A 24,412-nucleotide genomic window follows, 5' to 3' on the forward strand; every position below is an offset into this window, starting at 1 on the left:
AAGCGGGAATAAATAGCCGACCATTTTACTCATTATACCGCTCAACGCCAAACCACTGATGATACCAACGCGGCGATATGTGATCCCTGAACCGTAGAACACGCCATGAATCGCTGAAAAAACGAGCACTTAACTGCCCGAATGATGCAGTATCCAGCCATGAGTAACCATGTTGCCGATATCTCTCGACTATCTTTACTGCAGGCAGCCGCCAAGGGTTATAGCGTGCTGCCGAGGCCATAGCCAACTCAGCATTAACAGCACGAATAAAGGGAGGTGACGATGAGGTCTTACTGCCATGATGGGGGATTTGTAACAAATTCGCATGCAGTACACTGCGATCTAACTTCATCAACGCTTTTTCTGCATCAGCCTCCAGATCGCCAGTCAACAAGACGCTGTATTTCCCATCATCGACGCGGATAACGCAGGAGTCATTATTTTCTGCTCGTCCGACGAGTGCTAACGGCCACAGAACGGTAAAACTTAACCCCTGCCAACGCCAATGCTCTCCGCGTAGACAGGGACGATGGCTTATCGATTTTATCGCGCTATATATCGTTACTTTAGGGTAAGCTGCCTGTAGCGTCTCTAGCCCCCCGATATGATCCATATGGCTGTGGCTCAGGATAATGCTTTCCACGTCCACACCTCGCCATCGTAGGTAAGGTAAGATTTCTCGCGTCGCCATGTCTCCCCCTTCCCAGCGATTTCCCGTATCGTATAACACCGCCTTCCCATGCTGTTCGATCACGATTGCCAGACCGTGGCCGACATCCAGCATGTCCACACGCCAATCCGGCTCATCACTCTTTATGCGAAAAACCAATAAAACCAGAATCAAAACACCAACACTCACGGGATAAATTCGCCACCAGCTAAAACGCCATATCACAACAGCTCCCCACCCCGCGACGCTCGCTAGCAGCAGCGACGCATCAAGATAAATCCATCCCGTCTGTAGATAAGTCAGCGGTGCGAATACCACACACAGAGAAATGTCCGCTAACCACCACAAAATTTCACTCAGCGGAGAGAATGCGATAGTGCTCAATGCCAGCAAAATGAGTGGCGTGGTAACGAAGGACACCAACGGCACTGCCCAGAGGTTTGCGGGCAGAGAGGTGATGCTAAAACCGTGGAAAATATGCAGTTGCAAGGGCATTAATAGCAACGTAATTCCAGTTTGCAGATGGACCCAACTCAACCAGAACCAGCGCTTCTCGATCTGTAGCCGATGAGGAAGTGGTGCCCATTGAAACCAGAAAATCAGCGATGCTACCGCCAGGCAAGATAGCCAAAAGCTGTCTGACAGTACACTCAGCGGATCGCTGACCAGAATCAACGCGACACACCATAGCCAGACCTGCCATGCTGAGCAGGTGATGTTGTGCATTTTTAGGCAGGCCCATACGCTAAGCGCTAGTGCCGATCGCACCGCCGGTGGATTTCCTCCTGCCAACCAGACATATCCCCATGCAGCTACCGTGCTCATCAGTAATGGGAAACGATAGCCAATCAGCGATACGGGAAAACCATACTGTAAGCAGCGCGCCATTCCCCAACCAACCAGACCCGCGAGCACAATATGGAGGCCAGAGATCGCCATCAGATGCATCGTCCCGGTATTCTGAAGAAGCGCTTTGAGTTCTGGGCTAACTGTTTTCATCTCACCAAACGTCAGCGCCAGTAAAATAGAACGCCACGACAATCCTTGCACCTGCTGCTCCGCCTGCGCGATCGTTCGTTGGCGAAAATCACAGTGACCATCAAGCACATTTGCCGTTAACACACGGCCTGATAATGGTTGCCGTTTAGCCATCGCCCAGCGTTGACTGTCAAAACCGCCTTCATTTAGTCGGCTATGAATGGGGCGAAAATTGGCCGTGATCGCCCAACGTTGGCCACCGCACCAGTTTTCCATAGTGGGTGATAAGGTCAGTTGGGCATATAGCGGAGGGAAGATCCTACGCTGATTAATCTCCTCCAACCGCACCATGATCGAGGTGTCATCGTGTTCACTAAACCGTATGCTACTTATCGTCACAACGGTATTAACCGAACCCTGCGTGAAGCGTTCAATCTGCAATAGCAGTGTTTGAGCATTCAACGAGGCCCAGCAAAAACTCATGGCAACAAGAGCCACAAAGCGTATCTCCGCATGACGATATCCCACTAACATCACGCAGGTCGATACCACTACGCCCCACCACAGCGGCGTTAGCGTAGGAATCTGCGGTAAAAATAGCAGCGGCAGGATGCCTAATACGCTCGCCCAAGCCAGACTATTTACCGACATCGCCGATTACCATGATGCACCTTTCCTCTTTCCCTGTGATTAGCGCTGAAATGTTGCAGTAACTCAGGCTGATGCAACAGCACGAGAAACTCAGGTAGGAAAAGGCTTCGCAATAAAACAGCTACATTGCAAAAAGTGACATGCAGCGCGCGAGCTGGACTCCAGTTTTTCAGGTGTTCAATGTAGTCACTATTGACTGAAAAATGGCTTAAGCAGGAAAAGGAGAATCATGCGGCGATTAGAGATCAAAAGAAAAAGGACCGCCTAAGCGATCCTTTCATAATAGAAAACAGTGCGTTGAGTTACTTAACTTCGCCCATCGCTTTCAGCTTTTTAGACAGCTCACGACGTTCTTTCGACAGGTCAGCGTTCTTAATGATGTAGTCATCAACGCGGTCTTCATAATCACCACGCATGTTGGCGATAATATTTTGCACGTCCTCAATCGACATGCCAGGTTTAAGATATTCGCTCAAGTTGTCCAGCAGCAGAACACGCTTCTGGTTATCACGAATTTTCTTTTCGTTGTCGACAATTTCACGCTGAAGCTTGTTTTTACGACGAAACATGCGCACGAATTCCAGCACATCCTGGAAACACGGCTTAGTGTCCTTATCCATCTTTAGCCCTTACCTTAAGTCATACATAAATTCTTATGCATTCACCATACAGGTTATACCCAGCGTCTTTCAAGCAGTGCTTACGCCCTTTGCGCTAACGCATCGCTAAGCGGATACTCTGTCACCAAACTATTAGCGGTAATATACGGCGATGCGTTGGTTATGAACCTCTTCAATGGCCACTTCTGTATCGAAGATATCTTCCAGCACATCGGATACCATGATGTCTTTTGGCTTTCCGGTGTAGATAATCTGCCCTTTGCGCATAGCAATAATGTAGTCCGAATAGGCAGAAGCAAAGTTGATATCGTGGATAACCAGAACGATAGTCTTACCTAATTCATCGGCTGCACGACGAATCTGCTTCATCATCGCCACGGCATGTTTCATATCCAGATTATTCAGCGGCTCATCCAGTAACACATACTCCGTATCCTGACACAGCACCATCGCAACATAGGCCCGCTGCCGCTGCCCGCCGGAAAGCTCATCTAAAAACCGATCTTTCAGCTCGGTCAAGTTGAGGAAAGCCAGCGCAGCACTGATGCGTTCGTGGTCATCCGCATTCAGTCGCCCTTTGGTATAAGGGTAGCGTCCAAAACCCACCAGTTCTGCCACCGTTAAGCGACTGGTAAACTGATTTTCCTGCCGTAGCACAGACAAACACGTCGCCAGCTTATCGCTTGGCGTTGTCATCACATCCATGCCGTTAACTTTTACCTGCCCACGGTCTGCATCCAGCAGGCGGCTGATGATAGACAACAATGTCGACTTCCCTGCACCATTTGGGCCGATAATCGACGTGACGCCACCACGAGGCACCGTCGCCGTGACATCATTCAATACTGTCACGTTATTATACGTTTTAGTTACATTGCCGATCTCAATCACACGGAAACCTTTTTCAGTAGCAACACAATAAACAGCGACCCACCGATAAACTCGAGTACAACAGATAGCGCCCCAGCCATACCTAACAGGTGTTCAAGAATCAACTGCCCACCCACTAACGCGATAATGCCAAGCAAAAATGCAGTAGGCAGCAAAATACGGTGCTGACTGGAACCGGCGATCAGGTAGGCTAAGTTCGCCACCATAAATCCTAAAAAGGTTAACGGACCTACCAGCGCCGTCGAAATAGCAACGAGCACTGACACCAACAACAGCACTACTGTCACATGGCGTTTGTAAGCAATACCCAGATTAATCGCCGTGTTTTTTCCCAACGCAAGCACATCCAGTTGGAAACGCAAGCGCCACACATACAGGGCAACAATCAGTATGATCACAGCAGAGAGCGCAATCAGTTCCGGTGCGGCACGAGTAAAGGTGGCAAACATTCGGCCTTGCAGTACCGCAAATTCACTGGGCGTCAGGAGTCGTTGCATCAGGCTGGAGGCGCTGCGAAACAATGTGCCACAGATGATGCCAACCAGCAGAACCAGGTGGAGATTACTGTGACGCCCGGTAAACAGGCCGCGATAGAGTAATGAGGAAAAGATCACCAGTAGCAACGCTTCGAGGATAAACTTGCCACTGACACCAACCGCCGTAATGCCTTGTACTCCAAAGAAAAACAGAACCGCGGTTTGCAGCAGGACAAACAACGCCTCAAACCCCATGATAGACGGCGTGAGAATGCGGTTATTAGTCACCGTCTGAAACAGTACTGTTGACACGCCAGCGGCAAACGCCACCAATACCATCGTGGATAAAATCAAACTGCGGTGTATCAGGATGTAGCGCAGGTTACCGCCCAGGTTGATGGTCATGAACACTACGATTGTCGCTAATGCCACCGCCCCCAGCCACCACAAACGCCGATAAGGCACCGTGCTATGCGCCACGGGCGCAGTGGCAGCGTGGGTATCAACTTTGAATTCATTAACTGACATGACGTTTCTGACTCAACAACAGGAGAAGGAACACGACGGCACCAATCACGCCCAGAATAACACTAACCGGGATCTCGAACGGATAACGCACCACACGGCCAATGATATCGCACAGCAGCACGAGCCCTCCGCCGAGCAAACAGACCCAAGGGATAGTCTTCCGTACGTTATCGCCCATCAACATACTGATGAGGTTTGGCACAATCAGCCCCAGAAACGGCAATGCGCCCACAACGACGACGACGACACCGCTAATCACCGCGATGATGGAAAGCCCCAGCAGCATAACCTTTCGATAGTTCAGGCCGACATTGACAGAGAACTCACGCCCCATTCCAGCAACGGTAAAGCGATCTGCTGTCCAACACGCCAATAACGTGAGGATCCCTACCAGCCAGAGCAGTTCATAACGCCCTTGTAAAATGCCGGAAAAATCTCCCGCTTCCCAACTGCCAAGCGACTGTAGCAAGTCATAATGCATTGCGCCGAATGTGGTTACCGCACCGATGACCGACCCCAGCATGATCCCAACCAGCGGTACCACCAATGCTGATTTGAGAACAATACGCCGTAACAGCATCATGAACAGTAATGTGCCAACCATCGCAAACACGCTGGCAACAACCATTTTCACCATCAGGGAAGCCGAAGGCGCGATCACCATCACAACCAGTAATCCAAACCCCGCTGACTGGGTTGTACCAGCCAGTGAAGGTTCGACAAAACGGTTCTGCGTAAGCAGTTGCATGATCAATCCGGCAACGCTCATGGCACTCCCAGCCAACAGCAGTGCCAGCGTACGCGGAACGCGGCTGATAAAGAAAATGTCACGCATCATCGGGTCGGTCCATACCGCATCGAACGTGACTTGCCCTGCCCCAATAAACAGACTGGTGGTAATCATCCCCAACATGGAGATGATACCCACCGAAAAATAAAACGTTTTCATCACCGAGGTCACGATGCGGTCTTAGGGTTTGGCATCAAGTGCTTTATTGACATCATCGATCATACGCAGATAGCTTTGCAGACCACCAGCGATGTAAATCGAAGAAGAATCAAGGTAAATGACACGGTTGTTCTGCCAGGCATTGGTTTTATTCACCAATGGGTTATCCAGAACCTGTTTTGCTGATTGCCCTTCCTTCTGGTTACCAATGGCGCTATCACGATCGAAAACAAATAGCCAATCCGGGTTAGCACTTAACAGAAGTTCAGACGTCACGACATTACCGTGACGACCGGAATCAGGAAACTCCGTTGCAGGTTTAAATCCCAATTCATCAAATACAAAGCCGAAACGAGATTTCGGGCCGTATGCCGACATTTTGCCGCCAGTCACCATCACCAATAGTGCAGTCCCCGCTTTATCAGCTTTTTCACGCGTTTGAGCGATGCGCTGTTTAAAATCATCCAGCTTGGCTTTAGCTTCGTCTTGCTTGCTAAAAATCTCCCCCAGTTGTTCGACTCGCTGCGTGAAACTGGTCATGAATTGGTGATCATCTATATCCAGTGCGATCGTCGGAGCAATAGCATTTAATTTGTCATAGGCATCACGAGCACGACCACCGCCAATAATCAAATCGGGAGCGGCACTGCTAATCGCTTCATAATTCGGTTCAAATAGCGTGCCCGCATTCAAGTATTTGCTGTCACGATATTGAGCAAGGACATCTGGAAAGATTTTGGCGTCACCCTGCGGCACGCCTGCAACCTCAATATTCAGCGCGGTCATCGTATCCAGAATAGCGGTATCAAACACGATGACTTTTTTCGGATTCACAGGGACCTGCGTCACACCTTTTGTATGTTCGATCGCTACCGTTTTGCTTGCAACAGGTGTTGAATCAGACTGATCGCAGCCAGCCACCACTAGCGCGGAAGCCAGCAGCGTCATTTTTATCATCGAGGGAAACCGCATTTCTTTCTCCTTTTATCGAAATTATGCCTTGAGATAATTTTGCAAAAAATCGAATTTAATTATCATTCGCATTAAAACAAAAAGTGTAACCGAATGGACACACACATGCCTAGTGATTATGTCTTCCTTCCTATTGATGTAAGTCAGGGAAGTGGTGCAAATCAGGAAAGCGCCACAGAAAGGTCGATTAGATGGTATCCTTGCTGTTTTCCAGTCTGTTTTGCCTGACGTCAGGCTCAGCGCGTACACGTAGCTAACTGCATATATGGCCGATAAAACACAACCCACTTTTTTCATTCATGATTACGAGACATTTGGCAAACATCCCGCGCGCGATCGCCCCGCGCAGTTTGCTGGCGTCCGCACCGATATGGACTTCAATATTATCGGTGAGCCACTGGTCATTTATTGTCGTCCGGCGGATGATTACCTGCCAGAACCCGAAGCGGTAATGATCACCGGAATCACTCCGCAGGTCGCGCTGGCAAAAGGTGTCAATGAAGCAGAGTTCGCCCGTCAGATCCACGACGCATTTAGCGTGCCCGGCACCTGCATTATGGGCTACAACAACATTCGTTTTGATGATGAAGTCAGCCGCAATATTTTCTATCGTAACTTCTACGATCCTTATGCCTATAGCTGGCAGAACGGCAATTCTCGTTGGGATTTGCTGGATGCACTACGCGCCTGCTATGCCCTGCGACCGGAAGGCATCGTCTGGCCAGAAAATGATGACGGTTTGCCCAGTTTCCGCCTTGAACATCTGACGAAAGCCAACGGTATATCGCACGAGCAGGCGCATGATGCAATGTCCGACGTCTATGCCACTATTGCGATGGCGAAACTATTCAAACAGGCACAGCCCAAGCTGTTTGAATATCTGTTCCCACTACGTAATAAAAACAAAATCTCCGCGCTGATTGATATCCCGCAAATGAAGCCGCTCGTTCACGTTTCCGGCATGTTTGGCGCAGCAAGGAGCAACACCAGTTGGGTTGTGCCGCTCGCCTGGCACCCGGATAACCGTAATGCGGTCATCATGTGCGATCTGGCTGGCGATATGACACCGCTGCTAGAGTTGGATAGCGAGGCATTACGTGAACGCTTATATACGCGCCGGGATGCCCTGGCTACCGATCAGAGCGCCGTTCCGCTCAAACTGGTACACATCAATAAATGCCCGGTATTAGCACCAGCCAATACTTTACGACCGGAAGATGCGGCAAGGTTGGGTATCGATCGTCAACGCTGTTTGGATAATCTGGAACTGCTGCGTAATCACGCAAGCGTCAGGGAAAAAGTGGTAGAGCTGTTTGCCGATGCTCCCGCTTTCGCCGCATCTGAGGATGTCGATTTACGGCTTTATGACGGCTTCTTTGGTGATGCCGATCGCATGGCGATGAAAATTATTCAGGAGACAGCACCGCAGAATCTCCCCGCACTAGATCTCACGTTTGCCGACAATCGTCTGGAGCCGCTGTTTTTCCGTTACCGCGCCCGCAATTTCCCCGGTACGCTGGACGACAGCGAACAGCAGCGCTGGTTACAGCATCGGCGTGCAGTCTTTACGTCTGAACGCTTACAAGCCTACCTGTCAGAACTCAGCGACCTATATCAGCTTCATGAAGATGATAAAGAGAAAATGGCACAGCTCAAAGCGCTGTACGCTTATGCACAGGATCTGGTGGGATAAGGCATAAAAAAGCGGAGCTCATTGGCTCCGCTTTTTCTCATCAGTAAGCCGTCAATAGACTTACACCGGCTCTTCGCTACATTGCGGCACCGGTTGACGGAAACTACGCGTCACAAATGCCAGATATAACAATCCGATTGTTGCCCATACCAGGCCCAACGTCATTGAGCTAGCTTCCAGATTGACCCACAGCGCACCTACTGTCAGCGCGCCCATCACGGGCAGCACGAGGAAGTTAATGGTGTCTTTCACGGTACGGTTACGGCGCTCACGAATGTAGAACTGTGAAATCACCGACAAATTCACGAACGTAAATGCCACCAGTGCCCCAAAGTTAATCAGTGCGGTTGCCGTCACCAGATCGAACGAAACCGCAGACAGTGCAATCACGCCGACCAGTAAAACGTTCAAAGACGGCGTACGCCATTTCGGGTGGATATAGCCGAAGAAACGCTCCGGGAACACGCCATCACGACCCATCACATACATCAGGCGAGACACGCCCGCGTGCGCGGCCATACCGGATGCCAGCACGGTGACACAGGAGAAAACCAGAATGACGGACTGGAAGAATTTACCCGCCACGTACAGCATAATTTCTGGCTGAGAGGCGTCCGGTTCTTTAAAGCGCGAGATATCCGGGAAATACAGTTGCAGGAAATACGCCACGGCAACAAAGATCACGCCGCCGATCAACGCCGTCAGGAAGATGGCTTTTGGAATCACTCGGCCTGCATCCTGCGTTTCTTCCGACAGAGAGCTGATGCCGTCAAAACCCAAAAACGAGAAGCAAAGAATAGTCGCGCCCGTGATCATGGGGACGACATGGGCGTTCTCGGACCAGAACGGACGTGTGCTGGTTAATGTACCTGCACCTTCACCCAGATAAACACCGTGAATCACCAGCCCCAGGAACACCGCCATGATGGCAACCTGCACCACCACGATGATAGAGTTCAGGTTAGCAACCAGATTGATGCCACGCAGGTTAAACAGCGTCATCAACCCGACTAACGCCGCCACAAAAATCCATGATGGAACACCTGGGAAGATTGCTTCCAGATAGATTTTCGCCAGCAGAATGTTGATCATCGGCATGAACAGATAGTCCAGCAGTGACGACCAGCCGACCATAAACCCAACGTGTGGACTAATCGCTTTTTGCGCATAGGTATAAGCTGAACCAGCGGACGGGAAACGTTTTACCAGTTTGCCGTAGCTTAGCGCCGTGAACAGAATGGCGACCAGCGCAAACGCATAAGCGGTAGCCACATGGCCGTCAGTCAGACCAGACACGATGCCGAACGTATCAAAAATGGTCATCGGCTGCATGTACGCCAGCCCCATCATGACAACAGGCCACAGCGTGAGCGTTCTTTTGAGCTGAGTACGTTTGGCGCCAGCATTAGGCAGATGAGTATCAAGCGACATGACGCACACCTCCGTTCATTACGGCAGACGCGGTATTGTTGTTTGTAAACGCACTAAAGCGGTACTCGAACGTACTGAAAATAAGGGGGTGGATACAGGACTCGCCTGAATCACGATGAGAAGAGGTGGCTGTAACAGCACCAGAGATAACTTGCGACTGCGTCGCGCCATAACCAATACCTTTGCAGCACAAACCGGCGGGCACCGGTGCGAAACTTGCTAATTGCCCCATCTTTCCTTTCCTCACTGTGCTCACAGGCACACACAAAATTATCTATCCGGATCGTTGTCCGGCCTCTTTCGTTGAAGACCCTATACCCAGCCAACCTGAGCCACAGAGAGAAGGTAAAACCACACCAATACCTCTGCAACCTGAAGTATGACGAGCATAAATGTAAAAAAATAACCGACGCTATTAGACGTCGGTTATTTTGCAAGGCGCGTATTCTGCCCCAGACGATCTCATCTGACAAGGCTCTGAGAACGTTGGAAACAATTTATTTATCCCCGCTATGCATCAAGCCGCCTATACGCTGGCTTTCGCATTACTTATGAGTAAATAAGTCGGGTAATACGTTAATAGTCGTAATGAAAAACGTTGCTGTTATGTGCGAAGCCTAAACAAAGGGTTGTCCTTAAAAATTACAACTCCTGAAACCGCTTTTTCTTTTCGTTTTGCAATCTTTCCAACTCAAAAATAACCTGCTGAAGATCCCGTTCCTGTGTCGCATTCAGCGAAGAGAATTTAAAACTCAAACGCTGAGTCAGTTTCAATTCGCCTTTGTTATCGACGATCTTCACCATTGCCTGACCGACAAACTGTAAATCAACACAGAAGAAACCGTGGTCAGCAAGATCCATTTCCACACTCTTAATGATATCGCCTTCGGTCAAGAGCCCGGTGGTATCACGGTCGGTATAGAGGCTCAATCCCCCCAGAGAGAGATCTTTGATGGTGAACGTAAAAACACTCTCATCCGGCAGTTCGCCACGGCACGTCAATGGCGGCCACAGTGGCGTATTAATACGGAAATAGGTTCTGCGCTGAATGAGATAAAGGAGTTCGGGAATCTGCGCGCTAAAGGCTGGCAGCCCGTCGTAATTCACCGTTTTCGCAATTTCGGCATTGAATTCAACTTTCGCGCCAGCGGGTTCTGCAACGAAAGACAACGAGCCCGCATACAGCGCGCGGCTATTTTCACGTTCAATGCCACCTAAATCGAAGACAAATAGGTTATTGTCGGGTACGACATCAAGAATTTTACTGATGAACTGTCCGTGAGAATGATGAACCATCAGAGACGTATCATTCTTCTTTAATTCGCGCAGCGTTGCACAGATAGCCAGTTTGTTGCGCTTAACAAACTGCTCTTTCAAATTTTCATTCACCGCTTTCATCCCCACCATATTTACATGGATTCTGTGTCAATGGTTTATATTGATGCACGCCTCTCCGTTATCTTTCAAATCCCATGTGTGCCAGCACAATTCCACAGCACTGGTTGCATATTGAAAACGATTACTCGGAGTACCTGAAACAGCATGATACATACCCTAAATAATTCGAGTGACAAGAAGGTGGCAAGCAAAGGGCAAATTCGTCGAAAAGACATTTGACCAGCTAGCACATGGGCCACTCAAAGTATAACGGGTAGAGGTTGGTGAAAGCGATATCGGCAATTTGCTCAATAACTTTAGTGGAACAATAAGAAAAGTGTTAATGAGCTGCCACATAATGAGAATTATCGGCGCTAACCATCACAGGACGAATCAGCGCCTTACCTACGTCAGCCCACTATTCAGCAGGATAGTGATATAGCAGCCAAGTTAAGGCCAGCAAATCAGCACTGCCGCCAGGGCTAAGGTTGCGGGCAATCAACGCCTCATCCATCTTGATTAGTGCCTGATGCTCCAGTGGGCCAGCAAGTAATCTCTGCGCGTAATCTTGTACAAACGCGAGTCCGTCCATGCCGCCTCGTGAAACGACATTGGTGTCAGGGTTATGGGCCATCAACACCAGCAGCGTCCGTAACAGCGCTGTTTCGTCGTTCATCCCAGCGGTAATCGCCTGCTGCAAAGCGGGCAACGCGTACTGGCATACCGTATTGAAACCGCTGGCGGCTTCCCCCCTCGCGCCCGTCAGTCCATGCCGCTGATAGAGGTGCTCCCCCGCCGTTGCCGCCCCAGAGCATGTCTCCAGCTCATTACGCACCAGGTCGTGACACATTGCGGCAACGCTGCCGCACAGGCTACGCTGCGTGACAGATTCTCCCCGCCCTGCCAACCAACCGGCGGCGGTGCACAGCAGGCCAAACGCGAAAATCCCACCTTTATGCGTATTCACACCTTTCGTCGCTGACAACATCGCCTGTTCACAGGCGATACCGATAGGACGAACCTGAGACAGTAGCTGTGCTAACGGTACGCTCGCATGCTGATAGCCCGCGTCAGTAAAACGTCGAAACCAGGGAGAAATGGCCTGAATGCTAGTCTGAAACAGCGCGACATCCATATCGCGGTGAGATCCGTTATTCGCGCGATCTACTAATCCAGGTTTCGGCGTCAACATGACTTCCATCGTCAGCGCATGCGCCACCCGCTGGTCGATATCTGGTAACGGGCAACGTTCCCGATGCTCTCTGACGACGGAATGAAAGGCCGAGACTGGCCGTACACCGTCAGGCTGGCATAAAATAGGCATTAACCTTTTCCTCAATATGCTCAAGCAACTCGGGCAACGAATGGCGACGCGAGCGGCTACAGGCGTGTGCCATCTGATCGCACAATAAGCAAGCGCGTCCCCCGTGCGCCAGCACGGAACGACCAATTGAACCGTCTTCTGGACTAAAAATGTCAAAATCCCATAGCCGCCCCAGTTCGTGATTATCTTCCAGCGCAATGGTCGCCGCTTTCACTGACAGTGCATCTTTGGTGATTGCCCACAACCCTTCCGCCCCCGTTGCCAGCCAGAATGTCTGCTGCTCCAGCACCATCCAACCCCGCGTCTGGCACAACAAGGTAAATGCCTTGACGGCTTCCGCCATCACCTGCCGGTAACCTTTGCTATCTTTTACTGGTCCAGGCGTGACGAGTGTCAGCGACACCAGCGTCGCACCGTGCCGAGCAAGCCATTCTTGTTGGCGAACTGCGCGGCGTTCCTTCGCCGCGAGTAAGGTTTCCAAAGAGATGGAAACAGCATTTGTCATCGTCGATTCCCTCATGCGTTTACCGCTTATTCGTTGGCTTCTTTCACCTGACGAACAACGTCAATTACACTGCCATCGCGATAGCGAATCACGCCGACGATACGATCGTGAAACTCGATAGCACGTGGTTCACCAGCAAGCGCAATCGCACGTTGATAAAGTGCCTCAATCGTCATCACATTCAGTCCCGCCTGTTGCAGACGTTCAGCAACGTCTGGACGAGCCGGGTTTACGGCAATACCGTGATCGGTCACCAGTACATCAATGCTTTCTCCCGGCGTAACGCGCGTCGTCACCTGACGCACCACGGTCGGGATACGGCTACGAATCAGCGGCGCAACAACGATAGTCAGGTTCGCTGCCGTTGCGACATCACAGTGTCCACCGGACGCACCCCGCATCACGCCGTCAGAGCCAGTGATCACGTTGACATTAAAATCGGTATCAATTTCCAGCGCACTGAGAATCACCATATCCAGTTGATCGCAGCAGGCCGCTTTAGAACTCGGATTGGCATAAACGTTAGTGGAAATTTCGACATGATTGGGGTTCTTTGCCAACGATGCAGCCGCATTGGCATCGAAACACTGGGTATCGATCAGCTTTTCGATCAGCCCTTTCTCATGCAGGTCGACAATACCGCCGGTGATACCACCGAGCGCGAAGCGCGCCACAATGTTCTGCTGACGCATTTTATCTTCGAGGAAACGCGTACAGGCCGTAGAAGCCGCACCGGAACCGGTCTGCATTGAGAAACCGTTTTTGAAATAGCCCGCATGTTCAATCACATCCGCCGCTGAACGGGCAATCAGCAATTCACGCGGATTGCTGGTGACGCGCGCTGCGCCTACGCTGATTTTGGCCGGATCGCCTACTTCATCGACCTGAACGATATAGTCCACCTGATCCTGTACGATGCTGGCAGGCATATTCGGGAACGGCACCAACGTTTCAGTCAGCAGCACCACTTTGCGAGCAAACTGTGCATCAACCATGGCATAACCCAGCGAGCCGCAGCTAGATTTTCCGGCGGTGCCATTGGCGTTACCAAATTCATCACTACATGGAACGCCAAGGAAAGCAACGTCGATATTCAGCTCACCGCTTTGCAGCAAATGAACGCGACCACCGTGAGAATGAATCTGTACCGGTTCTTTCATTAATCCGTGGGAAATGGCATCAGCCAACTTGCCTCGCATTCCAGAGGTGTAAATACGGCTGATCACACCCGCTTTGATGTGTTCGATCAGCGGTGCGTTACAGCTCATCAACGAGCTGGATGCCAAAGTCAAATCTCGAAAACCCATACCGGCCAGCGTATCAATCACGCGGTTGATAACTTTATCGCCTTCGCGAAAATGGTGATGGAAAGAGATCGTCATTCCGTCTTTCAGTCCGCTGTGACGAATCGCCTCTTCCAGATCGGTACACAATTTGCGTTCATGTTTTTGTTCAACATCATTCAGCCATGGCGTATTTTGATTGGCGTTAACGAAGGGTTGCAGATGACGTTTTTCTGGATACTGCTTTTGCAGTGCTTCAATAAAATGACTCATTGTCTAATCCTGTGATTCCTGAGAGCGGCAATTGCGGTGTAATCACGCAATGGCTATTTGCGAACGCCGGAGGCTTGAGCACGTTCCAGCACTCTTCTTGCATGGTCGATAATTGGCCCATCGATCATTTTTCCGTTCAGGGAAATGACGCCCAAACCAGCACGTTCGCCCTCTTCGGCGGCTTTGATCACCAGATGGGAGTAGTCCACTTCATCCTGCGTGGGTGCATAGGCGTTGTGTAACAGCTCAATCTGACGCGGGTTAATCAGGGATTTACCGTTGAAGCCCAGTTTGCGGATCAGATCGACCTCTTTCAGGAACCCCGCATCATCATTGACGTTGGGATAAACCACGTCGAACGCATCAATTCCGGCAGCGCGAGCCGCGTGCAGCACAGCACATCGGGCATAAAACAGCTCCGTACCATCGCCGCGTTCCGTTTGCATATCCATCACATAGTCAAACGCCGCCAGCGCAATCCCGATCATGCGTTCGGAAGAGCGAGCAATGGCAACGGCGTTAATCACGCCCACCGCAGACTCAATTGCCGCCATAATGCGAGTGGAACCGACTTCACGGCCGCAGGCTTTTTCGATACGAACCAGATGGCGTTCCAACTCATCCACATCATCGGTGGAATCGGTTTTTGGCAAACGAATAACGTCAGCACCACCGCGTACAGCAGCCTCAAGATCGAGCAGGCCAAACGGTGTACTGAGCTGGTTGATACGCACTACGGTTTCAATGTCGCGATACATCGGATGCTGGAGCGCATGGAAAACCAGCAGACGTGCGGTGTCTTTTTCCCGCAGGGAAACGGCATCTTCCAGATCGAACATAATGGAGTCAGGCTTATAGATAAACGCATTGGACAGCATGGCGGCGTTCGCGCCGGGGAGGAATAACATACTGCGGCGAAGCGTGTTCATTATAATTTCTCCCATTCAATCTGCTGCCCGTCTGTCGCACGCAGTACCGCGCTTTGCACGCGAGCACGGATGACACAATCCAACGCCCCTTTGTCATCCACAATGATCGTCCCTTCCTGCACGCCCAGCTCTTTCAGTGTGTCATTTACGACTTGCTTGATTTGGTGACCAAACTGTTTAATCACTTCACTGTTTATGACCACGGTGAGCTTCCCGTCTGCCGGTGCCACTTTGACCAGCAAATCGCTGGACTCAAAGGTGCCCGCCAGGGACTCCTTAATAATCTTCATAGATTTATCCTGATTAATTTTAATTACGCGTATTCGGGTTCGTAGTAGTGCTGTAAATGTTCAAAGGTTGAAACTGGCACGATGTCCTGAATACGGTTGTACTGCCGAAGTTTGAGTAATTTCCTGACTTCAGAAGCGGAAATTGCCAGTCCTGAGGTTTGCCGTTTACGTTCAATCTCAACCACACTTAATGCAGGAGAAGATACCGTCTGGTCTTTCTCCAGCCAGTAATGCATGTCCTGATTGTATTGATTCGTCACCGGGCAGAAGGGTTCGGTGCCAACGAAGCGCTGGGTAATACCGAGCGCTGGCGCGATATATTTCCTGAAAATGATTAAATCCAGCGCGGCATGGGCGCGGGTGATCAGTTTCTCTTCCTTCAGGAAATAACCAGGGAACGTCGCTTTAGAAATCATGTATTTTGAGCCCGCATGCACCGTTAGATTGTGGATATGCTCCACGCCGCGCTGCACCATTTCCAGACGTTCGCTGAATGGGAAAAAGGAAACATCCTCCCGAACGACGAACACATGCAGCCAATCACACGATTGCGCCGCGTGTTCCGCCAGATAGCAGTGACCTAATGTGAAGGGGTTCGCATTCATGACAATGGCGCCGATCTTTTTATCTCCACGCGCCGCAAGCGTTTCGGGCTGTGCAAACGCGGCCAAAGACTGACAATATTGCTGAATGCCAATCGGCGTGTTTTCCATCAGCACCGCGCTGTCCTGAAAGCACGCCAGCGGGTAGAAGCCACATCCGCGGAAGATGTCGACATTTTCCGGTCGGGTATAAAGGAACAGGTGGAAATGGCCGCGATCTGCCGCCTGCTGCATCACTTCATTCACTACCTGCACACCCAGATTGAGGTGCCTGAATTCAGGATCGACCGCAACGCACTTAATGGTGTTGGAGGCTAGACCCGCACAGGCAATCAGCCGCCCGCCCAGTTTGCCAACAACAACGATGTCAATATCGTCATCCATGCCGAGCTGACAGTGTGCAAGGAACTGCTGTACCGCGTCCCTCTCTTGCTCCCGAAGGCGCACATCCAGCGTGTCAAAAAAGACGGAATCATTGGCATACATCACGGTTCTTCCCACAACTCGAATTAGTTAGAGCATTCATTGCAGGCTTGCCGGTTTTCACACCGGCGAGCCAGACACTTGAACTTAGTGCACAACGACTTCAGCGGTCGGAACCGATTTCATCGGTACCACTGCATCCACTATCATGTTGCGCAGATGACCAATGTTTTCGATTTCAACTTCAATGCAGTCACCGGCGTTCATAAACAGCGGCGGATTGCGTTTTTTACCTACGCCGCCCGGCGACCCCGTGATAATCACGTCGCCCGCACTCAGTTCGGTAAAGGTGCTGATGTATTCAATCAGTTCAGCGACTTTATGGATCATGCTGCTGGTATTGTCGTCCTGCACCATACGGCCATTCAGATACGTACGGATTGCCAACACATGCGGGTCGGGAATTTCATCCGTGGTGGTCAGATATGGACCGAACGCACCGGTTTTTTGCCAGTTTTTACCCGCGGTAAACCAGCTGTGCTGCCAGTCACGCGCCGAACCATCCATGTAGCAGCTGTAGCCTGCGACATGAGAAAGCGCGACATCCCGAGATATATGTTGTCCGCCTTTACCGATAATGACTGCCAGTTCGCCTTCATAATCAAATTCGCTGGAATAATGCGGTTTGATAACAGGTGTCGCGTGTCCAGTTTGTGAATCTGCAAAGCGTACAAATAATGTTGGCGCAGGATTCAGTTCATTAAATTCCTGACGTTTAGCCGCATAGTTCATACCTACGCACAGTATTTTCCCTGGTGTGGTAATAACCGGTAGGAATGTCACATCTGCGACCGGAATATCCGATGCATTCGCACTAAACTCATATGCAACAGGTAGTGCATTCTGCGCCAGTAATGCTTTCAGGTCAGGGTAAAGATGGCCTATTTTACCGCCGAGATCGATTAACCCCGTTGCCGTATAAATGCCGTAACTGTCCTTACCGTTATGACGATAGCTTGCAAGTTTCATAATATTTCCTGTGCAAAATAAACCTATGTGTAATAGAGGTTTTATTTCGTTAACTCATGCGATTTTTCAATGCTGTATTTTAAAAAATTTATTTCTTTAGCTCAGAATCTTATTATTTTCTGAATGAAATTAGACTAAAAAGTTAGCGAGTATCAGTAATGAAATCGAAACGTTAATAGCACCACCGATACGGGTAGCAATTTGCGCAAATGGCATCAGCACCATACGGTTACCTGCCGTCAGAATCGCAACATCACCAGTACCACCTTGCCCACTCTGGCAGCAGGAGATAATGGCAACATCAATCGGATGCATACCGATCTTTTTACCGACAAAGAAACCAGTCGTGACCAGTGTCACCACGGTAGAAACAATCACCAGCAGGTTTTGAATCGTAAAGGCATTCACCAGTTCCTGCCACGGCGTAATCGCCACACCAACGGCAAACAGAATTGGGTATGTCACAGAGGTCTGGAAGAACTTATATACGACCTGAGAACCTTCCAGCATTTTCGGTGAAACGCCATGAGCCAACTTCACCAGCACCGCTGCAAACAGCATACCAACCGGTGCAGGCAGGCCAATCACTTTGTGTCCAAGCATACCGATCATATACAACAGGATGGCAAGCAGCGCGCCGGAAGCAATGGTCGTCACATCGGCTTTACCGCTAAAGACAGAAGCTGGTGCGCTGTTCTCGCCTTTGCCCAGACTATTACCCTTATTCGGCATCAGTTCACCTTCACCAGTCAGGTGCGGATAGCGTTTACCCAACTGATTCAGAATACCGGCAATGATGATCGCCGTCAGGCTACCCAGCATCACGATGGGTAATACGCGTCCCAGCGCTACACCTTGGTCCATATGTAGAATCGCGGCATAACCGATAGACAGCGGGATAGCACCTTCACCCACCCCTCCCGCCATAATCGGCAGAATGAGGAAGAAGAAGATTTGGAACGGATCCAAACCTAACGCAATACCTACTCCCATGCCCACCAGCATTCCTGCAACTTCACCACACAACATAGGGAAGAAAATACGCAGGAAGCCCTGAATCAGCGTCTGCCGATTCATACTCATAATACTGCCGACAATAATGCAGCAAATGTAGAGGTACAGGATGTTGGTACTTTTATAGAACTTAGTCGTGGATTCAACGACAACGTCCGGTAGCAGGCCGTAATGCACCATCGCCGAAGGGATAAAGGTCGCACAAATTGCCGCCGCCCCCATCTTGCCGATAATCGGCAAACGCTTACCAAATTCACCACAGGCAAACCCGAAGAATGCCAGTGTTGCCACCATGACAACGATGTCACTGGGCAGCTTGCCACTCAGGCAGTCGATGCCGATTAATACCCCTGCCAGCACAAAAAGCGGCACAGGAATAATACCTACTTTATAGGTATCCAGAATGTGCCACCATTTTTCCTTTAATGAAACTTTCTCAATCACCTCATTATTTACAATATCAGTCGTACTCATAACTCATCCCCCGTTTTATTTTGTCAGCGCATCATAATGGCCGATAAAACATTATTATGTGATTCCATTCAAATTAAAAAACGAGTTTTAAAGGTGTTTATGGATTTAATGGTTTATATTCAATAATCGTTTGCTATGCAGGCAGTTAGATTGATTTTTGCACGAAATAAACTTTAAGGTTCTTATGGTTTTTATAGCGTTTATTTCCTAAAAGGAATTATGTTGATAAAAAGTAATTAAGTTGTTTATTAAACAAAGCAGAGTCGTTTAATTTTATCTGTTTATTGCCACGCTATATTGATAGCAACATATTTAAATGTGTTATTGCTCACAAGTTTTTTTCTCTCAGTCCATTCTTAATACCATTCGTGATAAATTCAGTAACTATTTCTAGTTACCCCACAAGGCTTGCTAGCATCATGAGATTGAGACTTTCCTTTCATATCAAATTATTTATCTATTTGATCGTCTTCTTCTCTTCGCTACTACTAATGACAGGTATCTATTATTATCATGATATTGATAAGCAACTGTATTCTGAGCTGGGTACACGCGCACAGGTGCAAGCCAGAGAAATCGCCATTATTCCGACGCTGGTTGAGTCGGTGAAAAATAGAAATATCAAACAGATATATACTCTCGCCCAACAATTGAAACAGCGCAGCGATGCAAGCTATATAGTGATCGGCGATAATCAAGCGCGCCACCTGTTTCATTCTGAATACTCGGAAAGTGACAAACTCGTCGGCACGCAGATGGTCGGGGGAGACAATTTCGACGTATTAGCAGGAAAAAGCGCGATCACCGTACGCCACGGCAGCATCGGCGTCTCACTACGCAGTAAAGCGCCCATTATTGCTGATGGTCAAGTGATCGGTATTGTCTCCGTGGGCTACCTGAAAACCCACATCGATAACCTGACGTTCAGTAAACTGGCGCGTATTCTACTGGCGATTGTGGCGATGTTTGTCGCGCTGTTCATCTTTTCCTGGTGGTTCTCACGTAATCTGAAGAAACAGATGTTTGGCCTTGAGCCCCTAGAGATCCGCATGTTGGTCAGGCAGCAGAAGGCGCTGCTCGAATCGATCTATGAAGGGGTCATCGCCATCGACAAACAGCACCGTATTGCCGCCATTAACCATGCTGCCAAAGAGATCCTCGGGCTAAATGAACCCTCCCATCTGCTGCGCGGCAAACCGATTGATGCCGTGATCAAACCTGTGCCCTTCTTCTCCGGTGAAGCAATGTGGAGCAGTGATACCCACGATGAGATCTGCCGTTTTAACCACGCGACCGTCATTGCCAGTCGGGTGCAGATTATGCTGGAAGATGAACTTCAGGGCTGGGTGATCAGTTTCCGCAGTAAAAACGATATTCATACGCTCAGCATGCAGCTCAGCCAGGTGAAACGTTATGCAAACAGCCTGCGTATTCTGCGCCACGAACAGCTGAACTGGACCGCTACGCTGGCTGGACTCTTGCACTTAAAACGCTATGACGAAGCCATTAAATATATTGAAGCGCAGTCGGAAAGTGCACAGGTAGTACTGGATTTTGTTTCCCATCGCTTCTGTTCACCGGCGCTGTGCGGTCTGCTGCTGGGCAAGTACGCGACGGCTCGGGAAAAAGGCATAGAGATTGTTTTCGACCCACGCTGCCAGCTCACCCATATTCCTGCCGCGCTAAGCGAAACAGAACTGATGTCCATCATTGGTAATTTGCTGGATAACGCCATGGAAGCCACATTGGCCACCGCTGCACCACATTATCCTGTCGAAATGTACATCTACAACAGCGAACAAGAGCTGGTCATTGAGGTCGCCGATCAGGGAACAGGGATCGATCCAACAATTGCCGATAGCCTGTTCGAAATGGGCATGACCAGCAAAACGCAGGGCGATCACGGGCTGGGGCTGCATCTGGTCGCTAGCTACCTTAATCAGGCACAGGGAATCATTGAAGTCTCGGCCAATCAGCCGAATGGCAGCGTATTTTCCCTATTTATACCGCTTTCCCCTCAATAATCTGGGTTGCCATATCGTGAACAACAGATAGGCGGCCTAAAGTATGGAGGGAATACAGGGTACGAGATCTTCTTTATACTTCATACACTAACAGGGATTCACACCATGCAGCACACTGAACATTTCGATGTCTTAATCGTTGAAGATGAAAGTAAGCTGGCCACTATCCATGCTGAGTTTATTGAAAAGCATTTCAATCTGCGTGTTGTAGGAATTGCCGCTACGCTTTTTGAAGCCAAAAAACTCCTTCAGCAACATAAGCCACGTCTCATTCTACTTGATAACTATTTGCCCGACGGCGAAGGGGTTTCGTTGATTGAAAGCCAAGTGCTCAAAGGAATGGACTGTTCTGTTATCTTTATTACCGCCGCCAGTGATATGAATACCTGTGCTCAGGCGATTCGCTGCGGAGCCTTTGACTACATAATCAAACCGCTTTCCTATCCGCGGCTGCGCTCGTCGCTAGAGCGGTTTATTCAATTCGTGAAAACACAACACACGTACAAAATTGTCGATCAGCAGAATGTCGATATCCTCTACCAGTTGCAATCGTCCGGCCCGGCCTCCTCCTCATCGGCAAAAGGCATTGAGGAAAACACGCTAGGACTGGTCAAACAGATTTTTGCCAGTGATGGTGGCGATACGCTCTATTCTGTCGATGATATCGTCGAAAAAACCGGACTCAGTAAAACAACGACGCGCCGTTATCTGGAATTCTGCGTTGAAAATCAGTTCCTCGACACCGAAATGCGTTACGGAAAGATTGGTCACCCGCGTCGCCTATACTACAAAAAATAGCTACTGAGTCAGTTTAACGGCATCGTCGAGGGATTAGGATACTGATAGTCAAACCCAAGCTCATGGCAAATGCGCTGTCCATCAACAATTCGGCCCTGAGAACTATCGGTCACGGGTGCAAATTGCGGCGGAGACACATGTAATCTGCGCGCCTGTTCAGGATAAAAGTCCTGTCTGGCAGGATGCTCTGTCGCGCACAGATTATAGATATGCCCACCGTTGGGCAGCTTTAGCAGCAATAGGATCGCCGCCAGCACATCTTCCTGATGCACCAAATTCACGCCATGATTACCGCGCGGCAGATTGGTTTTACCCGCGAGGAAACGGCCGGGATGACGATCGCCACCCACCAGTCCCGCAAGACGCAGGATATCGACAGAGGTATCGGGTAAATGCTGCAACCACTGTTCGAGCGACACCAGCGTTTTCCCTGCTACTGTCGTCGGCTGTAGCGGAGACGTTTCTCTTACCGTGCCGCCGCCATCGCCATAGACCGAGGTTGAACTAGTGAAGATAATGCGCGGAACATGAAACACGCGCGCCATGTTCACCAACTGCTGTACCGCTTGCGCATACCCTTCCCCTCCTTCCGCCGTTCGGCTAGCGGGTAACGTCACGATTAATACGTCAACCTGTAGTAATGCGCTAAGCTCATCAGCATCACATTCTAATTCAGGCGTCAGCGTCAATTGATAGCATTCAATTCCGCTCATCTTCGCCGCCTCAACGCCATCCTGAGTGGTTTTCGTTCCCGTCACGTGGTAACCGTGCCCATTCAGCGCCAACGCTAGCGGCATCCCCAGCCACCCCAACCCCACAATCGATACTTTTTTCATCTTCCGTTCTCCCCAGCAAGGAGCCTGTGATTAACACCTTCGTCAACAGAGTAAACGGCTTTTCCCTCCATCGCTACAGAGCCCGTCCGATTTCAGCAGACATTTCTGCCTATTAATAACCGATATCCAGCACGATTATGCTGACCTATCGCCCTACTAAAACGAACTGTCCCTATCTGCTAAAAAAATGTTGCACAACGGCCCGAACATGGTTTAGGTTATTCGACAGATAAATCATTATTGATTTAATAAACACTGACACAACAAAGAGACATCTTATGACACGCGTTCTGTTTAACCACCATCATCACCATCATCCTGATTAGTCTTTCGGGCAGTTGGTGCTGGAAGACGTTAAGATCTTCCAGTGGCGCAGAACACAAAGAGAGCCCTCGGAAGATCACCTTCCGAGGGTTTTTTTATGCTCGCTATATTTCTAGAAATTTAAATTTGACAGGTTAATGAGGTTTCCATGCTGGATAAAACACGTTTACGGATAGCAATGCAGAAGTCAGGCCGCCTGAGCGACGATTCACGCGAACTGCTGGCGCGCTGCGGTATCAAAATCAACCTACAGCAACAGCGCCTGATCGCGTTTGCAGAAAATATGCCCATTGATATCCTGCGCGTACGTGATGACGATATCCCCGGTTTGGTGATGGATGGCGTGGTCGATCTGGGCATCATCGGTGAAAACGTGCTGGAAGAAGAGTTGTTAAACCGTCGTGCTCAGGGTGAAGACCCGCGTTACTTCACGCTGCGTCGTCTGGACTTTGGCGGCTGCCGCCTGTCTCTGGCCATGCCGTTGGACGAGGCTTATACTGGCCCTGAGTGCCTGCAAAACAAACGTATTGCCACCTCTTATCCTCACCTGCTCAAACAATATCTCGACCGACAATCCGTCAATTTCAAATCCTGTCTGCTCAACGGTTCCGTTGAAGTGGCACCGCGTGCAGGTCTGGCTGACGCCATCTGCGATCTTGTATCAACAGGCGCCACGCTGGAAGCCAACGGCCTGCGCGAAGTGGAAGTCATTTACCGTTCCAAAGCCTGCCTGATTCAACGCGACGGCGAGATGCCCGCAGAGAAACAGCAGCTAATAGATAAACTGCTGACCCGTATGCAAGGTGTGATTCAGGCTCGCGAATCCAAATACATCATGCTGCACGCACCTAGCGAACGTCTGGAAGAAGTGATTGCGCTTCTGCCAGGTGCGGAGCGCCCGACCATTCTGCCGCTGGCTGGCGATCAAAGTCGTGTTGCCATGCACATGGTCAGCAGCGAAACGCTATTCTGGGAAACCATGGAAAAGCTGAAATCGTTGGGTGCAAGCTCCATTCTGGTACTGCCCATTGAAAAAATGATGGAGTGA

The 24,412-nt window shown here is 49.9% G+C and carries 23 protein-coding genes and 1 other annotated feature; of the genes, 5 read left to right on the forward strand and 18 right to left on the reverse strand.

All coding sequences use genetic code 11. From position 1 onward, the window contains the following. Positions 1-25 precede the first annotated feature (25 nt). From CLR69_RS06780 to CLR69_RS06805, 6 genes are all read right to left on the reverse strand, one after another. Complete coding sequence (locus CLR69_RS06780) at positions 26-2,299, reverse strand: ComEC family protein (protein ID WP_129711434.1); 2,274 nt, start codon at positions 2,297-2,299, stop codon at positions 26-28. A 302-nt stretch (positions 2,300-2,601) separates the two neighbouring features. After that, complete coding sequence (tmaR, locus tag CLR69_RS06785; protein ID WP_005967626.1) at positions 2,602-2,919, reverse strand: PTS system regulator TmaR; 318 nt, start codon at positions 2,917-2,919, stop codon at positions 2,602-2,604. A gap of 132 nt (positions 2,920-3,051) precedes the next feature. Continuing rightward, on the reverse strand, positions 3,052-3,810 hold the full coding sequence (locus CLR69_RS06790; RefSeq protein WP_129704515.1) for an iron ABC transporter ATP-binding protein: 759 nt from the start codon (positions 3,808-3,810) through the stop codon (positions 3,052-3,054). Next, a complete protein-coding gene (locus CLR69_RS06795) occupies positions 3,807-4,814 on the reverse strand; it encodes an iron chelate uptake ABC transporter family permease subunit (RefSeq protein ID WP_129711435.1) in 1,008 nt (335 codons plus the stop codon). The genes CLR69_RS06790 and CLR69_RS06795 overlap by 4 nt, the downstream gene beginning before the upstream one ends. Then, a complete protein-coding gene (locus tag CLR69_RS06800) occupies positions 4,804-5,763 on the reverse strand; it encodes an ABC transporter permease (protein ID WP_129711436.1) in 960 nt (319 codons plus the stop codon). Before CLR69_RS06800 ends, CLR69_RS06795 begins: the two co-directional genes overlap by 11 nt. Positions 5,764-5,784: 21 nt before the next feature. Continuing rightward, entirely contained in the window at positions 5,785-6,735 is a 951-nt protein-coding gene (locus CLR69_RS06805) for a siderophore ABC transporter substrate-binding protein (protein ID WP_129711437.1), read from the reverse strand. 265 nt (positions 6,736-7,000) lie between these two features. On the opposite strand from CLR69_RS06805, the gene sbcB reads away from it, so the two are divergent. Then, a complete protein-coding gene (sbcB, locus tag CLR69_RS06810; protein WP_129711438.1) occupies positions 7,001-8,428 on the forward strand; it encodes an exodeoxyribonuclease I in 1,428 nt (475 codons plus the stop codon). 60 nt (positions 8,429-8,488) lie between these two features. Here the strand turns inward: sbcB and CLR69_RS06815 are convergent, their stop codons facing one another. From CLR69_RS06815 to CLR69_RS06865, 11 genes are all read right to left on the reverse strand, one after another. Further along, positions 8,489-9,859, reverse strand: a complete 1,371-nt coding sequence (locus tag CLR69_RS06815) for an APC family permease (RefSeq protein ID WP_129704505.1) — start codon at positions 9,857-9,859, stop codon at positions 8,489-8,491. Further along, positions 9,849-10,091: a hypothetical protein gene (locus CLR69_RS06820; RefSeq protein WP_129704503.1), complete on the reverse strand. Its 243-nt coding sequence runs from the start codon at positions 10,089-10,091 to the stop codon at positions 9,849-9,851. Before CLR69_RS06820 ends, CLR69_RS06815 begins: the two co-directional genes overlap by 11 nt. Before the next feature lie 410 nt (positions 10,092-10,501). Then, complete coding sequence (locus tag CLR69_RS06825) at positions 10,502-11,257, reverse strand: flagellar brake protein (protein WP_129704950.1); 756 nt, start codon at positions 11,255-11,257, stop codon at positions 10,502-10,504. A 397-nt stretch (positions 11,258-11,654) separates the two neighbouring features. Continuing rightward, on the reverse strand, positions 11,655-12,560 hold the full coding sequence (gene citG, locus CLR69_RS06830) for a triphosphoribosyl-dephospho-CoA synthase CitG (RefSeq protein WP_129711439.1): 906 nt from the start codon (positions 12,558-12,560) through the stop codon (positions 11,655-11,657). Further along, the gene (gene citX / locus CLR69_RS06835; RefSeq protein WP_129704499.1) at positions 12,538-13,065 is read right to left on the reverse strand and encodes a citrate lyase holo-[acyl-carrier protein] synthase; all 528 of its coding nucleotides are present in this window, start codon (positions 13,063-13,065) and stop codon (positions 12,538-12,540) included. Before citX ends, citG begins: the two co-directional genes overlap by 23 nt. Before the next feature lie 26 nt (positions 13,066-13,091). Beyond that, entirely contained in the window at positions 13,092-14,621 is a 1,530-nt protein-coding gene (citF, locus tag CLR69_RS06840) for a citrate lyase subunit alpha (RefSeq protein ID WP_129711440.1), read from the reverse strand. A 53-nt stretch (positions 14,622-14,674) separates the two neighbouring features. Further along, positions 14,675-15,550, reverse strand: coding sequence for a citrate (pro-3S)-lyase subunit beta (gene citE, locus CLR69_RS06845; RefSeq protein WP_129704495.1), 876 nt, complete (start codon positions 15,548-15,550; stop codon positions 14,675-14,677). Beyond that, positions 15,550-15,840, reverse strand: a complete 291-nt coding sequence (citD, locus tag CLR69_RS06850) for a citrate lyase acyl carrier protein (protein WP_113631898.1) — start codon at positions 15,838-15,840, stop codon at positions 15,550-15,552. Before citD ends, citE begins: the two co-directional genes overlap by 1 nt. A gap of 23 nt (positions 15,841-15,863) precedes the next feature. Continuing rightward, positions 15,864-16,928 carry a [citrate (pro-3S)-lyase] ligase gene (gene citC / locus CLR69_RS06855; RefSeq protein ID WP_129711535.1) on the reverse strand — a complete coding sequence of 355 codons (1,065 nt, stop codon included), beginning with the start codon at positions 16,926-16,928 and terminating at the stop codon, positions 15,864-15,866. 84 nt (positions 16,929-17,012) lie between these two features. After that, positions 17,013-17,894, reverse strand: coding sequence for a fumarylacetoacetate hydrolase family protein (locus CLR69_RS06860; RefSeq protein WP_129704491.1), 882 nt, complete (start codon positions 17,892-17,894; stop codon positions 17,013-17,015). A gap of 129 nt (positions 17,895-18,023) precedes the next feature. After that, the gene (locus CLR69_RS06865; RefSeq protein ID WP_129704490.1) at positions 18,024-19,382 is read right to left on the reverse strand and encodes a 2-hydroxycarboxylate transporter family protein; all 1,359 of its coding nucleotides are present in this window, start codon (positions 19,380-19,382) and stop codon (positions 18,024-18,026) included. Between the two features lie 419 nt (positions 19,383-19,801). Between CLR69_RS06865 and CLR69_RS06870 the strand changes: the two genes are divergently transcribed. Both CLR69_RS06870 and CLR69_RS06875 read left to right on the forward strand, forming a co-directional pair. Beyond that, positions 19,802-21,406: an ATP-binding protein gene (locus CLR69_RS06870; RefSeq protein WP_129711441.1), complete on the forward strand. Its 1,605-nt coding sequence runs from the start codon at positions 19,802-19,804 to the stop codon at positions 21,404-21,406. 105 nt (positions 21,407-21,511) lie between these two features. Next, positions 21,512-22,204 carry a response regulator gene (locus tag CLR69_RS06875; RefSeq protein WP_129704486.1) on the forward strand — a complete coding sequence of 231 codons (693 nt, stop codon included), beginning with the start codon at positions 21,512-21,514 and terminating at the stop codon, positions 22,202-22,204. 8 nt (positions 22,205-22,212) lie between these two features. Here the strand turns inward: CLR69_RS06875 and CLR69_RS06880 are convergent, their stop codons facing one another. Continuing rightward, complete coding sequence (locus CLR69_RS06880; RefSeq protein ID WP_129704485.1) at positions 22,213-23,040, reverse strand: SDR family oxidoreductase; 828 nt, start codon at positions 23,038-23,040, stop codon at positions 22,213-22,215. A 278-nt stretch (positions 23,041-23,318) separates the two neighbouring features. Between CLR69_RS06880 and hisL the strand changes: the two genes are divergently transcribed. After that, the gene (gene hisL / locus CLR69_RS06885; protein WP_106389040.1) at positions 23,319-23,366 is read left to right on the forward strand and encodes a his operon leader peptide; all 48 of its coding nucleotides are present in this window, start codon (positions 23,319-23,321) and stop codon (positions 23,364-23,366) included. Then, positions 23,342-23,463, forward strand: a sequence feature (His leader region). (Overlaps the previous gene by 25 nt.) 49 nt (positions 23,464-23,512) lie before the next feature. Beyond that, the gene (hisG, locus tag CLR69_RS06890; protein WP_129704483.1) at positions 23,513-24,412 is read left to right on the forward strand and encodes an ATP phosphoribosyltransferase; all 900 of its coding nucleotides are present in this window, start codon (positions 23,513-23,515) and stop codon (positions 24,410-24,412) included.

This window comes from Pectobacterium zantedeschiae (assembly GCF_004137795.1).
In the GTDB taxonomy this organism is placed as follows: Bacteria; Pseudomonadota; Gammaproteobacteria; order Enterobacterales; family Enterobacteriaceae; genus Pectobacterium; species Pectobacterium zantedeschiae.

Excerpts from the sequence above, each read along its gene's own strand:
- CLR69_RS06780 (WP_129711434.1), bottom strand. The coding sequence starts at position 2,299 with ATGTCGGTAAATAGTCTGGCTTGGGCGAGCGTATTAGGCATCCTGCCG.
- tmaR (WP_005967626.1), bottom strand. The coding sequence starts at position 2,919 with ATGGATAAGGACACTAAGCCGTGTTTCCAGGATGTGCTGGAATTCGTG.
- CLR69_RS06795 (WP_129711435.1), bottom strand. The coding sequence starts at position 4,814 with ATGTCAGTTAATGAATTCAAAGTTGATACCCACGCTGCCACTGCGCCC.
- CLR69_RS06800 (WP_129711436.1), bottom strand. The coding sequence starts at position 5,763 with ATGAAAACGTTTTATTTTTCGGTGGGTATCATCTCCATGTTGGGGATG.
- CLR69_RS06805 (WP_129711437.1), bottom strand. The coding sequence starts at position 6,735 with ATGCGGTTTCCCTCGATGATAAAAATGACGCTGCTGGCTTCCGCGCTA.
- sbcB (WP_129711438.1), top strand. The coding sequence starts at position 7,001 with ATGGCCGATAAAACACAACCCACTTTTTTCATTCATGATTACGAGACA.
- CLR69_RS06815 (WP_129704505.1), bottom strand. The coding sequence starts at position 9,859 with ATGTCGCTTGATACTCATCTGCCTAATGCTGGCGCCAAACGTACTCAG.
- CLR69_RS06820 (WP_129704503.1), bottom strand. The coding sequence starts at position 10,091 with ATGGGGCAATTAGCAAGTTTCGCACCGGTGCCCGCCGGTTTGTGCTGC.
- CLR69_RS06825 (WP_129704950.1), bottom strand. The coding sequence starts at position 11,257 with ATGAAAGCGGTGAATGAAAATTTGAAAGAGCAGTTTGTTAAGCGCAAC.
- citG (WP_129711439.1), bottom strand. The coding sequence starts at position 12,560 with ATGCCTATTTTATGCCAGCCTGACGGTGTACGGCCAGTCTCGGCCTTT.
- citX (WP_129704499.1), bottom strand. The coding sequence starts at position 13,065 with ATGACAAATGCTGTTTCCATCTCTTTGGAAACCTTACTCGCGGCGAAG.
- citF (WP_129711440.1), bottom strand. The coding sequence starts at position 14,621 with ATGAGTCATTTTATTGAAGCACTGCAAAAGCAGTATCCAGAAAAACGT.
- citE (WP_129704495.1), bottom strand. The coding sequence starts at position 15,550 with ATGAACACGCTTCGCCGCAGTATGTTATTCCTCCCCGGCGCGAACGCC.
- citD (WP_113631898.1), bottom strand. The coding sequence starts at position 15,840 with ATGAAGATTATTAAGGAGTCCCTGGCGGGCACCTTTGAGTCCAGCGAT.
- citC (WP_129711535.1), bottom strand. The coding sequence starts at position 16,928 with ATGTATGCCAATGATTCCGTCTTTTTTGACACGCTGGATGTGCGCCTT.
- CLR69_RS06860 (WP_129704491.1), bottom strand. The coding sequence starts at position 17,894 with ATGAAACTTGCAAGCTATCGTCATAACGGTAAGGACAGTTACGGCATT.
- CLR69_RS06865 (WP_129704490.1), bottom strand. The coding sequence starts at position 19,382 with ATGAGTACGACTGATATTGTAAATAATGAGGTGATTGAGAAAGTTTCA.
- CLR69_RS06870 (WP_129711441.1), top strand. The coding sequence starts at position 19,802 with ATGAGATTGAGACTTTCCTTTCATATCAAATTATTTATCTATTTGATC.
- CLR69_RS06875 (WP_129704486.1), top strand. The coding sequence starts at position 21,512 with ATGCAGCACACTGAACATTTCGATGTCTTAATCGTTGAAGATGAAAGT.
- CLR69_RS06880 (WP_129704485.1), bottom strand. The coding sequence starts at position 23,040 with ATGAAAAAAGTATCGATTGTGGGGTTGGGGTGGCTGGGGATGCCGCTA.
- hisG (WP_129704483.1), top strand. The coding sequence starts at position 23,513 with ATGCTGGATAAAACACGTTTACGGATAGCAATGCAGAAGTCAGGCCGC.